Below are 14,145 nucleotides of genomic sequence, written 5' to 3'. Positions count from 1 at the left end.
TCTAATCCTTATTTTCAAGGCCGTGTAGTGATCGGTGTCATCAATCTGTCATGTGACAATAGAATTTTTCCGGGGAAGGCGCATCGCCCATAACAGCAAACAGACCGCCCAGTAGACGGTCTGTTTGCTTAGGTTTTCTTACATTCGTCCCCTGCGGGAGCTCGTTATTCTCGCGAGCGGCTGGATTCTCCCCTTCCCCCCAGCTTGCGGGCCAGCGTCATCAGCGCAGGAATGAACACCGGCAGCATGAGGAAGCTGAGGAACAGCAGGCCGAGGATAACCACGGCGGCTACCTCGATCAGCGTCAGTACGCCGGAGGGCATGAGGGCGGCGAAGGTGCCGCCTAGAATAACCGCTGCGGAGATGACGATTCCTCCGACGTGGCGAGAGGCTTCGACGATCGCACGATCGGAATCGCCGTCCAGCTCCCGGTACCTCATCATCAGGAAGATGCTGTAATCGACGCCCAGCGCGACAATCATGATCAGACTGAAAAACGGGACGTTCCACCCCAGCTCGTCGACGCCCAGCACGCCCGACCCGATCCATTCTCCGATCCCCATCGCCGCTCCATAGGCCAGAAGCAGCGATGCGATAATAAATACCGGCTGCCAGAAGGAGCGCGTGATCACCATCAGCACGATGCCGATTCCGGCGAGCATGATCACTACCGTACGGTTCAGGTCGCCGCTCGCGATGTTCCGAAGATCAACGTTCTGAGCCGATTTGCCTCCGAGCGCCATCTCGGCTCCGGCCAAGCCGCTACCTTCCAGCGCGGCTTCCGCCGTACGATCCAGCTCCTTCGCGATAGTCATGGCCTCCTCGCTGTACGGATTGACATCGAGCACAATCATCAGCCGCACGGTTCTGCGATCCTCGGACATATACTCGGAGATCGACGTCTGAAATTCTTCGCCTTCCAGCACTTCCTTCGGAATATAGAATTTCTGCGCCGCGTTGGACTCGCTCAATTCGCTAAGGTAGCTCTGCGCTTCGTTCAAGCCCGCATTGATCTTCTCGAATCCGGCCGAGCTCTCTGCAAGTCCGGTCTTTAAACCGGTCATCTTCTCTTCCAGCTCGCCCAGACTTGCGCCGAGCTGTCGCTGCCCGTCCTGGATGCTCGCGATCCCTTGCGACAATTGCTTGCTCTTGTCGGCGATCTGGCCTGCTCCGTCGCTTCCGTCCTTCAATCCGACCGCCAATTGGCCTGCGCCGGATTGCAAGCGGCCTACTCCGTCCTGCATCTGCTTCAGCCCATCGCCCGCTTGCTTCAAGGCGCTGTTCGCTTCTTTGAACGCCGATATGGAGGCCTCGTATTGCGATCCCAAATCCTGCAGCTGCCGGGCAAGCGCGGCGAGCTCTTGTTTGCCGGAGGCAGCCTCCTCCAGCGTCGCGACGATCCGGGAGTCCTCCGCCAGCTCGGGGCGATCCTGCGTTAGCTCCTTCATCGCCGTCTCGATACGGCTGTAGCCGCGTTCCGCCGATCCGAGCGACTGGCCTAAGGCATCGAACGAGGAGCCGAAGCCTCCCAGCCCCCCTTCCAGCTTGGCGTATCCCGTATGCAGCGCAGCGACAGCCTCGGACAATTTCTTCATCTGCTCTTCCGCGGAGCCGAGCTGCCGTTCCAGCTCCTGAGCGCCCGTCCGTCCGCCGGCCAGACCCGAAGCCAGGCGATCCAACGCCCCGCCCAGGTCCGCAGCGCCTTGCCGGGCTGCTCCCGTGCCGTCGATCAGCTTCTGCACGTCCGCCAGCCCGCCGCCTTCGTCGTTCGCCTCGAATTGGACTTCGGCGTCGGTTAAACCGGCATTGATTTTATCAATCCCCTTCGCCGCGTCGTCCAGTCCTTCGTACAGGCCCTTCGTCTGATCGTTGATATAGAGTGCATTAATCTTCTCTCCCCCGGGACGCGTTGCCGTGAATACCCCGGACACCCCCTCCACTTTGGAGAGCTTCTCCGCCAGCTCATCCAGCGTCTGCAAGTCATCGGAATTATCCAGCGGCCGCTCCGCCCGGATCGCCAGATTGGCCGGAGACGAGAAGCCTGCCGGATAGTGAGCTTCAATCGCGTTAATCCCCTGCTTGGACTCGTAGGCATCATTCACCTCAAGCAGATCGTTGTAGCTCGACGTTCCGCTGTAGGTCAGCAGCGTCGGCAAGCTGATCAGCAGAACGAGCAGAAGCGCTATAATCGGACGAGCTACGGCAAACCCGGATAGCTTCGCCCAGATTCGGCTGTCCCCATGCCCGTCGAAGCGTTTGATCGGCCAGAACATCTTCCTGCCCAACAGCGCCATGAAAAACGGATTTAAGGTAATCAGAACAAGGATCAGAACAGCGACTCCGATTGCCACCGCAGAGCTGGATCGATAAATCTTGAACTCCGCCAGAATCAGCGCCATAAAGCCGATGAATACGGCGAGACCGCTGTAGAGCACCGTTTTGCCCGCCGACCTGTAGGTAGAGCGGACCGCATCCAGCACCCGATCCGTCCGGCTTAGCTCCTCCTTGAATCGCGTGAACAGAAGAATGTTGTAATCCGTTCCGATCCCGAACAGCACGACAACGAGAAATACTTGCGTGAAATTCGAGAACGGATAGTCAAAACGATCGACCAGATGAGCCACGATCCCCATAGACACCAGGTAGGACACCCCAACCGTGAGCAGGGAGATCAGCGGGACAATCGGGGATCGGAAGACCAGCACCAGCACAATCAGGATGAACACGACGGCGATTACCTCCGTCTTCTTGATGCCCTCCTGTGTCGATTGGACGAAGTCCTCCATGACAAGGCCGTTCCCGGTCAGATACGTCCGAACGCTCCCGCTGTCGAGCGCAGCCCGTATACGATCGCCCGCTTCCGTCAAGGTCCCGGAGGCGGCATCCACCGAGATTTGCGCCAGAATCGTCGTGCCGTCGGAGGAGACAAGCTGCTTTTCCAGCACTTCATTGTCCTTGTAGGTCACGATGTCAACGATGCCAAGCTCCGTCTTGCGAGCTTCCAATCCTTTCGTCGCCGCATCGATCTCGCCCTTCTGCGCTTCGGTCAAAGGATTGTCGCTTGTGAATACGGCGATCATCTCATAGCGATTCTCTTCGCCGCTCTTCATGCTTTTCAACAGCTCGTCCGCCACTCCGCTTCGCGCGGATTCGGGCAAGGAAACCTGCCCCTTGTCCCTTACGAGCCGATCCATGTCGGGCATACTAAGCAGAATAACGACAGTCACGGCTATCCAAGCAATCAGGGCAAGTGTTCTCGGATTCATAAGCTTCTTCATGTTAAACCTCCATAGATGTGAATGAACGTTCATTCCGCATGCGGTAAATCGCACTCCCGGATCGACTCGCTGCGTCCGGGGCGGATTTCGTTAATGTCGTTTAATCGCGTTCCAGCAGCTTTCTTCTACACCGGCCAGCAGCTCTGCGCTCTGCTCCAGCACGCCTACGCGGATCGTTTTGAACACGTGGACGAACGCACCCCAGACGATCGCGATCATCGCATCCGACTGGAGCGCTCCGATCGTTCCGTCGTTCTTGCCGTTCTCCAGCAGCTGGCGGAACAGCTCAAGCATCTCCGAAAAAACCCGATGGCTCTGCTCGTTCAAATAATAGGCATTGTGATGGGAGTCCAGAAATAGAAGCGCATCGATTCGTTCGTCGGCGAACTGCGTCAGTCGACGGAAAATTAAATGAAATTGATGGCGAAGATCGTACTCGGGATTCAACAGATTGGACGACAGCCGATCCGACAAGCTTTTCACGCACTCCTGGAAGAGCTCGTTCACAAGCACTTCCTTGCTCTCGAAGTAACGATAGATCGTGCCGGCCCCCACCTGAGCTCTTTCCGCAATCATCGGTACGGTCGTTCCGTCGTATTTGCGCTCCGCGAACAGCGTCAAAGCCGCCTTCAGAATGTCTTCCCGTTTATTGTTAGCCAATTCCGGTTCCTCCATTCCTGAACGGAATGAATATTCATTCCTAACATGGGCTTTATTATGCCCCAGATCGCAACGAATTGCAAGCCCCGATGTTATCAACCCCCTGCCGCAACACTCTCCCCTGCCAATCGTGCTCGCCTTTAGCTTCGCCGTTCTGGCATTCCCACTCTTCAAATCTCTGAGATTCGTATGAAGCACGTATCCGCAGCTCTGCCCAAACCCGTTAAGATTAGACCGCGAATGTTAAATTATTGTCCTTCCTTGGCACGGTTCAAGCGCCTACAATAAAACCACTCCCGCTGGGCAAGCTGCACGAAGCGGCTTCGGCTGATGCGATCTGCAATCAATTGAAGCCGTTCCGAAACGACGGCATGCGGGTTAGTCGACAAGAGGAAGGAGTATACGACAAGTGATGAAAGCAGCGGTTGTCCAAGGCACTTTCCAATTCGCAATCGAAGAACGCCCCATTCCCGAACCGAAGGCGGGCGAGGTGCTCGTTCGCATCAAAGCGGTAGGCATATGCGGCTCCGATATTCACGGGATGACCGAGGACGGCGGCGTTCGGCGGCGGCCGGGACTCATCATGGGACACGAGGCGGCCGGAGTTATTGAACGATTGGGCGAAGGCGTGGAAGGCTGGCAGCCGGGAGATCGCGTTGCCCTTGATCCGCAATGGTCTTGCGGCAAGTGCGAACCTTGCCGGCGCGGCTGGTTGAACCTGTGCGAGAACGGCTTCATCTTCGGTTCGTCGAAGCTCAGATTCACTCACGGAGCCATGTGCGAATATTTGGCCGTCCCGCAGAAGCAATTGAACCGTCTGCCCGACGAGGTCAGCTTCGCCGAAGGCGCGTCGCTGGACTATGTCGGCAATGCGATGCACGCCGTCAACGAGTCGGGGAGCCGATTCGGCGACACGTTCGTCATCATAGGCACCGGCGCCATCGGACTCGTAGCCGTCCAGATGGCCAGACTCCGCGGCGCAGGGAAGATTATCGCCGTAGGCACCTCCCCTCACAAGCTGGCCATGGCGAAGAAGTTCGGCGCGGATCGGGTGATTCACTCCCGCGAGGAGAACGCGCTTGAAGTCATCTTGGAGGAAACCGGGGGCAAAGGCGCAGAAGTCGTCATCGAAGCCGTAGGCGTAAGCGATACCTACGCTTTGGCCGTTCAAGCGGCCAAACGGCGCGGCAAGGTGATGGCGCTCGGCTTCGCCTCCAGCGAGATTACGATTCCGGTGCAGCCTCTCCTGTTCCGCGAGATTAGCCTTATCGGCATTACCGGATACGTATTCGAAGCCGAGCCCGTATTGAAAATGATTGCCGACGGCAAGATAGACGTAAAATCCATGACGACCGAGCTTCCCCTTGAGGAAGTTCAGAATGCCTTCGAGATGCTCGTCGGCAAGAAAAACGACGTGATTAAAGTAGCGCTTATTCCCTGACATTCATTCGGGCTTGTACAGAGAACGTCCTCATTCTTATTTCGGGAGCTGACCAAATAATGAAGCATTTATACGGTGTGACAACCGCGATGGTAACCCCATTCGATTCGGAAGGCAAAGTCGATACGGGCAAGGTAGAGCAATTAACGGAATTTCTGATTTCCAAAGGCGTCAACTGCTTGTATCCGCTGGGAACGACCGGGGAAATGCTGCGCGTATCCATAGAGGAGCGCAAGAAGGTGGCCGAAGCCGTCGTTCGCACAGCCAATGGTCGAGTCACGGTATTCATACACGTCGGCGCCATGAACACAGCAGAGACGGTAGAGCTTGCCAGACATGCGCACGAGATCGGCGCAGACGGCATCGGCGCGGTTACGCCTGTATTCTTCGGAGCGAACGACCGGGAATTGGTGCAATACTACAAGACCTTATCCGCCAGTGTGCCTTCCGATTTCCCGATCTACTTGTACAGCATTCCGCAATGCGCGGCCAACGATCTGAAGCCTGAGGTCGCGCAGCAGATTGCGAGAGAATGCAGCAATGTCATTGGAATTAAATACAGCTACCCGGATTATTTGCGCATTAACGATTATTTAACGATCAACGAGGAGAAATTCTCGGTTCTCCCTGGCGCCGACAGATTGTTCCTGCCCGCGCTGGCCATGGGCTGCGACGGAGTCGTATCCGGCATATCCGGCGTATACCCCGAGCCGTTCGTCGCCGTCTACAACGCTTTCGTTGCCGGCGATCTGCCGAAAGCGCGCCAATTGCAGAGACTGGCGATCCGATTCTGCGAAACGCTCAAAAACGGCAGCAATATGGCCTACTTCAAAGAGGCCTTGAAATTCAGAGGCATAGACGCAGGCCATATGAAAAATCCCCAGCTCGATCTGCCTGACGAGGATGCCGCTGCACTTCGCGACAGCTTAAGACTGCTGGAGCAACAGCTTAAGCAAGCTACCTAACCAAAGCCGTTAAATCTGTATAGCCAATGTTAAATTGTTGCCATATCGACTCCATTCAAGCCTAGCTACAATAAATGTGTAAGCGATCACAACTAAGGGGGATCACACATGAACTTTAAGAGAAAGCCTTGGCTTACCGCAGCGGTAAGCGCCGTACTGACCGTTAGCTTGCTGGCCGGCTGCGGCTCCAACAACGCCTCGGAAGGCTCCAACGCATCGGGCTCTCCGGCGGCGAGCGGGGACAAGCCCTTCAAAGGAAAAACGCTGTCCGTCTATATCGGAAGCAACTCCACCAGCGAATTTATTCGTACTCAACTGCCCGAGTTCGAAGAAGCGACGGGAATGAAGGTCGACTTCCAGGTGTTCGCCAACGAGCAGCTCAGCCAGAAGCTGAGCGTACAGATGACCGCCGGAAGCGCGACGCCCGACGTATTCACGATCCGTCCGCTGGAGGAAACGAAGCTGTTCGAGAAGAATGGCTGGCTGCACCCGCTCAACGATTATGCTTCCAAGGATACAGCCTTCGATCTCGCGGATTTCAGCGAATCCTCGCTGTCTTCGGCTACAGCCAACGGCAACCTGATCGGCATCCCAATGCTCACGGAGCAACAGATTCTCTACTACCGCAAGGATCTGCTGAAGGAAGCCGGAATCGAGGTTCCCAAGACGCTTGAAGAGCTGAAAGCCGCAGCCGAGAAGCTGAACAATCCGGACAAAGGCATCTATGGCTTCGTCGCTCGCGGACAGAAGGGCGCGCTGGTTACCCAGCTTTCCTCCTTCGTATTCTCCGAGGGCGGGGACTTCCAGAACGGCGACAAGGCGACCTTGAATACGCCTGAATTCATTAAAGCCTCGACACTGTACGTAGACTTGCTGAAAAACTACGGGCCTCCGGGCGTGCTCAACATGGGCTGGCCGCAAGCGATGGGCGTGTTCGCTCAAGGCAAGGCGGCGCTCTTCACGGATACGAGCACGGTTTATCCGAACGCGACCGATCCGGACAAGTCCACAATAGCCGATCAAGTCGGCTTCGCTCCATTCCCTGCCGGAACCGCAGGAGCCAAGCCTTACAACATTACGGCTTGGGCGCTCTCCATGAATTCGCAATCTCAGAACAAAGACGCGGCTTGGGCGTTCATCCAGTGGGTAACAGGCAAGGACATGGTCAAGAAGCTGCAGCTGCACGGCACGCCGGGCGCCCGCACCTCCGTATGGAACGATCCGGAAGGCGAAGCCGGCTTCCCTGAAGGCTACATTCCGGTCATTCAGGAATCCGTAAAAACCGCTATCGGCCATGACCGTCCGCAAGTCATTAAAGTCGGCGAAGCTCGCGATGTCATCAGCGAAATCATCATCAAGGGCCTCGTAGGCGAAGACATCGCCGCCGCTGCCGAGAAAGCAAACGCCGAGTTCCAAAAAATTATCGACAACGAAAAAGCGCAATAAGCACGTATGAAAGCACGGCAGCTCTCCTCTGTCGGCGCGGAAGGGCGGCAATTCGCCGCTCCTCTCCGCACCGGGGAGGAACGCTCGCCGGGATGAGCAGGAAAGGGTGACGTTGATGCGCACAGCTTGGCTAGACAAGAATATTAAATGGGTATTTACGTTGCCGGCCGTTTTATTCGTCGTCTTGATGATGGCGTTCCCCATTTTTTACACGGTGAGAATCAGCTTTTTCGAATGGAGCATGTCTGCGGTAACGCCTCCCAAGTGGGTAGGCTTGGACAATTACATTGAATTGCTTACAAGCGATCGATTCTGGCAATCCGTCAAAGCGACCATGTACTTCACCGTGCTGGCGCTCGTAGTGGAAACCGTACTGGGCGTCGCAATCGCCCTCGTCTTATTCCGGGATTACAAAGGCAAGAACGTCGCAAAAACGCTGTTCCTGCTGCCAATGGTATCTACGCCGGTCGCTATGGGTCTCGTCTGGCTGCTCATCTACGAGCCGACCATCGGCGCGGCGAACATGATGCTGAAGTGGTTCGGATTCAAGCCGCTGGAATGGCTTGGCAATGTCAATCAGGCGATTCCGTCTTTGGCCATTATCGATATTTGGCAGTGGACTCCCATGGTGTGCCTCATCGTCATGGCGGGACTGTCCACCTTGCCGAAAGACCCGTATGAATCCGCCGAGGTGGACGGAGCATCGGCCTGGCAGAAGCTGATCTACATTACGCTTCCGCTCGTGCGCCCGACCATTATCGTTGCCATGATGCTGCGGCTGATCGATGTGCTCAAGACGTTCGATATTATTTATGCAACGACGCAAGGCGGTCCGGGAAGCGCGTCCGAGACGCTCAACATCTACACGTACATGCTTGGCTTCCAGTTCTTCAAGCTGGGCTCGGCTTCCTCGCTGCTCGTTATCTTTTTCACCATTATCCTGATTTTCACTTTGCTGATGATCTGGGTTCGCAAGAGATTGGGGGCGTAAACCGTGACAACGCAAAAATCGAAAGCAGCGCTCCTGTCCGCTTCGGCATGGCTTATTATTCTTATTTTTTCCTTCCCGCTGCTGTGGATGGTGCTCGCATCCTTCAAGACGCAAGCCCAGATCATGTCCACGGACAATTTGCTCGTCTTCAAACCGACGCTCAAAAATTACAATGCGGTATTCGAGCAATACAACTTTATGAAATACATCGGCAACAGCGCAATTGTGGCGATCGGCTCCACGGTAGGCTCTCTGCTGCTCGGACTCCCCGCCGCCTATGCCATTGCCCGCTTCAGGCTGCAAGGCCTGGCCCTGACGATTCTTGTCGCGCGAATTATCCCGGCAATCACGTTCCTGATCCCTTGGTTCATTCTGTTCAGCGGGCTTAAGCTGGTCGATACGTTCACTGCGCTCATTCTGACGCACATGCTGGTCGGCCTGCCCTTTATCATCTGGATCATGATTCCGTTCTTCGAGTCCCTTCCGCATGAGATCGAAGAGGCGGCGCTGATCGACGGCTGCAGCAAGTTCAAGGTGTTCCTGCGCATCGTGCTTCCGATCTCGGGACCGGGCGTCATCACCTCCTCGCTCATGTCGATTATTTTCTCGTGGAACAACTTTCTGTTCTCGATCATCTTGTCCGGGGAAAAAACAAAAACGCTGCCCGTCGCGATCTTCAACTTTATCTCCTATTCCGAGGTAAACTGGGGCGGCATCATGGCGGCGGCGTGCATCATTACGCTTCCGATCATCCTGATCGCGCTCGTCGCCCAGCGCTACGTCGTCAGCGGCCTGGCAGCCGGCGCTCTGAAAGGTTAACGCTCACCCTATCATCCATGGAGAGGAACGATGGCATTGTCGAATCGGCCTAAAATTCTCGTTACATCCACGAATTATTCCATCTATTGCAGCGAAGCGAAGCAGTTGCTGGAGAGCAGCGGCTGCGAGATTATCGAAAACATGCGCGGACGCCCGCTCACCTTCGAGGAGTTGTCCGAGGTCGCTCACGATGTGAGCGGCGTCGTCGCAGGCGTAGATACCTGGAACGAAGAGGTGTTCAAGCTCGCGCCCAAGCTTAAGGTCATCGGCCGCTTCGGCGTAGGCGTGGACAATATCGACCTGGACAAAGCCCGCGAGTACGGCGTTCAGGTAACGAACGTGCCCGGCGGCAATGCCAACGCGGTAGCTGAATTCGCCGTCGGCTTGATTCTGAGCGCCCTGCGCAACATTCCGAACCTGTATCAATCCGCCCGCAGAGCTTATTGGGACCGCCACGTCGGGGAAGAGCTGCAAGGCAAGCGCGTCGGGCTGCTCGGCTTCGGCAACATCTCCAGGAAGCTGGCGCGCAAGCTCCAAGGCTTCGACGTCGAGCTCGTGGCCTTCGACAAATATCCGAACGAAGCGGCCGCCAAGGAATTAAACGTCAAGCTGGCCTCCTTCGAGGAAGTGCTTAGCACCAGCGACATTGTAAGCATGCATCTGCCGGCGCTTCCGGAGACCTACCATATCATGGGCGATAAGCAATTCGGAATGATGAAGCCCGGCAGCTATTTCATCAATACCGCTCGCGGCACGGTCGTCAACGAAGAAGCGCTGCGCAAGGCATTGACGGACGGACCGCTCGGCGGAGCCGCGATCGATGTATACGAGCACGAACCCGTCACGGCCGACAACCCGCTGCTGACTACGGATCGCATCGTTACGACGCCGCACACGGCGGCGGAGACGCTCGAGACTTATCGCCTGGTCGGATTAACGACGGCAAGAGCGATACTGGACGTGCTGGAAGGCCGCACGCCCAACAATCTGTTATAATTGCGACTGGATAGATTATCGGCATAAGCGACACGGAGGAGATCGACATGCAAATCATCGGGAGGATGAACACCTTCGGCAAGGTGATTACGCTCGTCATCGTGTTGCTTGTGCCGATTATTATTTTGTACGGGTATTCCCATCAGGTCAGCGTCAAGGTCGTCAGAGAAAACATCGAGAGCGAGAAGGCGCATCGCCTGTCCTTCTTCAACAGCCAGATCCAGTCGGCCGTGGATCAATTGACGAAGTTTTCCGTTATTGTCAGCCGCGATCCCGAGGTGAAGGAATACTTGGCCGAGTACGATACGCTTCCTCCGCTGGCCAAGCTGCAGAAGCAGCAGCGAATCGTCGACATGCTGAACCTCCAGGTGCTGACGAGCGTATGGAACAGCCAGATCATCCTGCATTTGCCCAAGCAGAAGGAAGTCATTACGACCGATTATTTCGTCCAATACGATGAGCGTTATCTGGAACGGGCGGTTCCGGGGCGATGGAGTTACTACACCAACGTCGTCAATGGCGCCAACGAAGCCTACTATTCCTTAATTCGAAGCTCCAGCAACCCCGATCTGTGGATCGAGGTTCGCTTTATCGACGCCAATATCCGAAATATGCTGAAGCATTTTAACCAAGGAGGGGACGGGGAACCGATCTTCTACTCGCCGGGCAAGCAAGCTATCGCGAATGAAACGTCCGACCCCGTTCTGATCGCCGCCCTGGTCCAGCAGCTCGACACGAGCGAGCTGGGAACGTCCGGTCATCTGGATATGACGGCCGGCGAGCGCAAATACACGATCAATTACGTCAAGTCCGATGCGCTAGGCTGGTATCTGGTCGACTACGTGCCGCTTCAGCAGATTCTTATGCCGATTACGACCAGCCGGAACCTGTTCTACATTTCCATCACGCTGCTGCTCGGCGTGAGCATTCTGGCCACGACGCTGCTGTACCGCAATGTCCAGCGGCCGATTCACATGTTGATCCGCAGCGTCAAAAAAATTCGCATGGGGCAGTACTCTACTCGGCTTCGCAAGCAGCCGAACAATGAATTCGATTTTCTGTTCGAGAGCTTCAACAAAATGGCTGAGCAAATTCAGGAACTGATCGAGAAGGTGCATGTCGAAAATCTGCGTTCGCGAGAGGCGACTCTTAAGCAGCTGCAATCGCAGATTAATCCGCACTTCTTGTACAATTGCCTATTCTATATTAAAAATATGGCCAATCTGGACGATAAGGAAGCCGTCGTCGCTATGGCGCTGAATCTCGGGGAATATTATCGTTACACGACACGGGTGAACAACGAGATCGCGACTGTGGAGGAAGAAATTCGGCTTGTCGTCAACTACCTGACGATTCAGAACTTGCGCATTCAACGCTTCCACTGCGACATCGAGATTCCCGACCGGATGAACGAACTTGCCATCCCGCGTCTCCTGCTTCAGCCCATTGTGGAAAATGCGATCATCCACGGAATCGAGAAGCAGGCCGGCTTTGGCCTGATACGGATCACCGGGGAGCAGGAAGGCTGTTTATGCAAAATCACCGTCGAGGACAACGGAGCCGGCATGAACCCGGAGGAGATCGCGGCGCTGCAGAAAAAGCTTGCGCTGCCGATGGAGGACGATATGGGCTGCGGCATGTGGAACGTCAATCAACGGCTTATCCATCTGTACAAGGGAAGATCCGGCTTGCGGCTATCCCGCTCCGAGCTGGGCGGGATGCGCATCGAGCTTGTCTGGGAGGAAGAGCCGCGGCCAATCGAATAACGAAGGAGGCGTTCCCATGTTCCAACTGCTTATCGTGGACGACGAAGCCAGCGTTGTCGACAGCTTGGCGGATACGCTGCCATGGTCGGATATCGGCATCACCGGCGTGTTCAAGGCTTATTCGGGCGCCGAAGCGCTGGGCATGATGCGGATGAACAGCATCGATATCGTCATCTCGGATATTCAGATGCCGGGAATGAGCGGAATCGAGCTGCTGGAGCGCATTCGCAAAAGCTGGCGCAAGACCAAATGCATCGTTCTCTCCGGCTTCGCCGAATTTTCCTATGCGCAGCAAGCCATTCGGCACAACTCCTACGATTATTTGCTGAAGCCGATCGGCGACAGCGAAATACTGGACAAGGTTCAGGCGGTCGTTCGCCTGCTGCAGGAGGAACGTCAGGAGGACCGCTCCTACCAGCAGGCGATGAAGGCCTTCCGGGAAAACCTGCCGAAAATTCGCGGCGAGCTGCTGAACGGACTCCTGCAAGGCAAGCGGTATTCCGAGCAGCGGCTGGCCGAGGAGCTGGAGATGGTCAGCGTGAACGTCCGCAAGGACGATTGCTTTGCGTTGATGCTGATGCGGCTTGAGCAAGGCTTCGCCGACATGGGGTTTCTAAGCCTCTCGCTAATGGAATACGCGATCGGCAACATCGCTGAGGAACTGTTCGAGGATAGGTTCCGTTTATGGATGTGCAAGGATGTGCACGGCTACTTGCTGTTTCTGGTCACCTTGAACGGCGAACGCTTCCCGGAGGAGAAAGATGTCCCTCCGTTGCGTTCGCCGGCGAAGGAAGACGCCGAGCTGTTTCAGCTTGCGGCATCGCAGCTGCAAAATAGCGTGAAGCAATATTTGAAGGGCTCCGTATCCGTCATTGTCAGCGGCTGGGGGCTCTTTCCGCAGGATGCGAACGGACTGTATCAGAGCTTGCTTGCCTCCCTTCGCACCATGCTTGGCGATCAGGACGATCTGTTCATCTCGGTGCCCGACGAGCAGGAGCCCTTGGTCGTCCCTTCGCTTCAGGCGCTGTATGAGCCGCCGATGCTCGTACATCTGCTGGAATCGGGGGACTGGCAAGCGATCGGAGTGAAGCTGGAGCATATTTTCGGAGAATTGCATGCCAAAGGAGCCGAATCGTCCGAGCATCTCGTAGAGGTCTTCTTCTTCATCTACTCGGCATTCAGTTCCTTCGCGCACAAGAACGGCCGGAGGGTGGAGGAAATGCTGGGCCCCGGGCTTTCAGACCTTCGCGAGCTGTCGGCTTGCCGCTCGGCGGACGCTTTGCGCAGCTGGGCTTCCCAGGCTCTCGACCACATGCAGCGGGATATGGAACGCGAGACGAGGAGCACGCGCGAAACGGTCGTCCGGAAAATCCAGGATTTCGTGCGGAAGCATCTCGGAGATGACGTCTCCCTCCTCGCGATCGCCGATTACATGTACATGCACCCGGTGCACGTATCGCGGATATACAAGCTTGTGGCGGGCGAGAATCTGAGCGATTACGTCTTGCGGCTGAAGATGGAGAAAGCTGTAGAGCTTCTTACGGGCAGCACGCTCAAAAATTATGAAATCGCCCTCCGGCTCGGCTATCAGAATCCGAATTATTTCATCAAGGTGTTCAAGAAGTATTACTCCGTCACGCCTCAGGAATACCGCCTTAAGCTGCCGGATTAGCCGATGGACGACAAGAACCGTTGAGGAAACAATCCCCTAACACTTTGTAACATGAACGTAATGTTTCTTTCATGTTCTCTTCATGTTCGCGGGTTAAGATAAATACAAGAC

10 protein-coding genes are annotated in these 14,145 nt (G+C 55.9%); 8 read left to right on the top strand and 2 right to left on the bottom strand.

Annotation, left to right across the window (positions count from 1 at the left end; translation table 11 throughout):
* Positions 1-164 precede the first annotated feature (164 nt).
* Together ACFO1S_RS02605 and ACFO1S_RS02600 are read right to left on the bottom strand one after the other, a co-directional pair.
* The gene (locus tag ACFO1S_RS02605; RefSeq protein ID WP_204600797.1) at positions 165-3,278 is read right to left on the bottom strand and encodes an MMPL family transporter; all 3,114 of its coding nucleotides are present in this window, start codon (positions 3,276-3,278) and stop codon (positions 165-167) included.
* A gap of 90 nt (positions 3,279-3,368) precedes the next feature.
* Entirely contained in the window at positions 3,369-3,938 is a 570-nt protein-coding gene (locus tag ACFO1S_RS02600; protein WP_204600798.1) for a TetR/AcrR family transcriptional regulator, read from the bottom strand.
* 412 nt (positions 3,939-4,350) lie between these two features.
* Here ACFO1S_RS02600 and ACFO1S_RS02595 point away from each other — a divergent pair, with 412 nt between their 5' ends.
* The 8 genes from ACFO1S_RS02595 (at position 4,351) to ACFO1S_RS02560 (ending at position 14,034) form a co-directional block, all read left to right on the top strand.
* A complete protein-coding gene (locus ACFO1S_RS02595; protein ID WP_378126284.1) occupies positions 4,351-5,379 on the top strand; it encodes a zinc-dependent alcohol dehydrogenase in 1,029 nt (342 codons plus the stop codon).
* 59 nt (positions 5,380-5,438) lie between these two features.
* Positions 5,439-6,344: a dihydrodipicolinate synthase family protein gene (locus tag ACFO1S_RS02590; RefSeq protein WP_204600800.1), complete on the top strand. Its 906-nt coding sequence runs from the start codon at positions 5,439-5,441 to the stop codon at positions 6,342-6,344.
* 108 nt (positions 6,345-6,452) lie between these two features.
* On the top strand, positions 6,453-7,790 hold the full coding sequence (locus ACFO1S_RS02585; RefSeq protein WP_204600801.1) for an ABC transporter substrate-binding protein: 1,338 nt from the start codon (positions 6,453-6,455) through the stop codon (positions 7,788-7,790).
* A 115-nt stretch (positions 7,791-7,905) separates the two neighbouring features.
* On the top strand, positions 7,906-8,781 hold the full coding sequence (locus ACFO1S_RS02580; RefSeq protein ID WP_204600802.1) for a carbohydrate ABC transporter permease: 876 nt from the start codon (positions 7,906-7,908) through the stop codon (positions 8,779-8,781).
* Positions 8,782-8,784: 3 nt separating this feature from the next.
* Positions 8,785-9,600: a carbohydrate ABC transporter permease gene (locus tag ACFO1S_RS02575; RefSeq protein WP_378126180.1), complete on the top strand. Its 816-nt coding sequence runs from the start codon at positions 8,785-8,787 to the stop codon at positions 9,598-9,600.
* Between the two features lie 30 nt (positions 9,601-9,630).
* Positions 9,631-10,596, top strand: coding sequence for a phosphoglycerate dehydrogenase (locus tag ACFO1S_RS02570; RefSeq protein ID WP_204600803.1), 966 nt, complete (start codon positions 9,631-9,633; stop codon positions 10,594-10,596).
* A 47-nt stretch (positions 10,597-10,643) separates the two neighbouring features.
* Entirely contained in the window at positions 10,644-12,362 is a 1,719-nt protein-coding gene (locus ACFO1S_RS02565; RefSeq protein WP_204600804.1) for a sensor histidine kinase, read from the top strand.
* 16 nt (positions 12,363-12,378) lie between these two features.
* The gene (locus tag ACFO1S_RS02560; RefSeq protein WP_204600805.1) at positions 12,379-14,034 is read left to right on the top strand and encodes a response regulator; all 1,656 of its coding nucleotides are present in this window, start codon (positions 12,379-12,381) and stop codon (positions 14,032-14,034) included.
* Positions 14,035-14,145: the final 111 nt, after the last annotated feature.

The organism is Cohnella boryungensis (genome assembly GCF_042651945.1).
In the GTDB taxonomy this organism is placed as follows: Bacteria; Bacillota; Bacilli; order Paenibacillales; family Paenibacillaceae; genus Cohnella; species Cohnella boryungensis.
Note: the sequence above shows the minus strand (reverse complement) of the source record. Positions and strands in the feature narration are given on the sequence as shown.

Excerpts from the sequence above, each read along its gene's own strand:
- ACFO1S_RS02605 (WP_204600797.1), bottom strand. The coding sequence starts at position 3,278 with ATGAAGAAGCTTATGAATCCGAGAACACTTGCCCTGATTGCTTGGATA.
- ACFO1S_RS02595 (WP_378126284.1), top strand. The coding sequence starts at position 4,351 with ATGAAAGCAGCGGTTGTCCAAGGCACTTTCCAATTCGCAATCGAAGAA.
- ACFO1S_RS02590 (WP_204600800.1), top strand. The coding sequence starts at position 5,439 with ATGAAGCATTTATACGGTGTGACAACCGCGATGGTAACCCCATTCGAT.
- ACFO1S_RS02585 (WP_204600801.1), top strand. The coding sequence starts at position 6,453 with ATGAACTTTAAGAGAAAGCCTTGGCTTACCGCAGCGGTAAGCGCCGTA.
- ACFO1S_RS02580 (WP_204600802.1), top strand. The coding sequence starts at position 7,906 with ATGCGCACAGCTTGGCTAGACAAGAATATTAAATGGGTATTTACGTTG.
- ACFO1S_RS02570 (WP_204600803.1), top strand. The coding sequence starts at position 9,631 with ATGGCATTGTCGAATCGGCCTAAAATTCTCGTTACATCCACGAATTAT.
- ACFO1S_RS02565 (WP_204600804.1), top strand. The coding sequence starts at position 10,644 with ATGCAAATCATCGGGAGGATGAACACCTTCGGCAAGGTGATTACGCTC.
- ACFO1S_RS02560 (WP_204600805.1), top strand. The coding sequence starts at position 12,379 with ATGTTCCAACTGCTTATCGTGGACGACGAAGCCAGCGTTGTCGACAGC.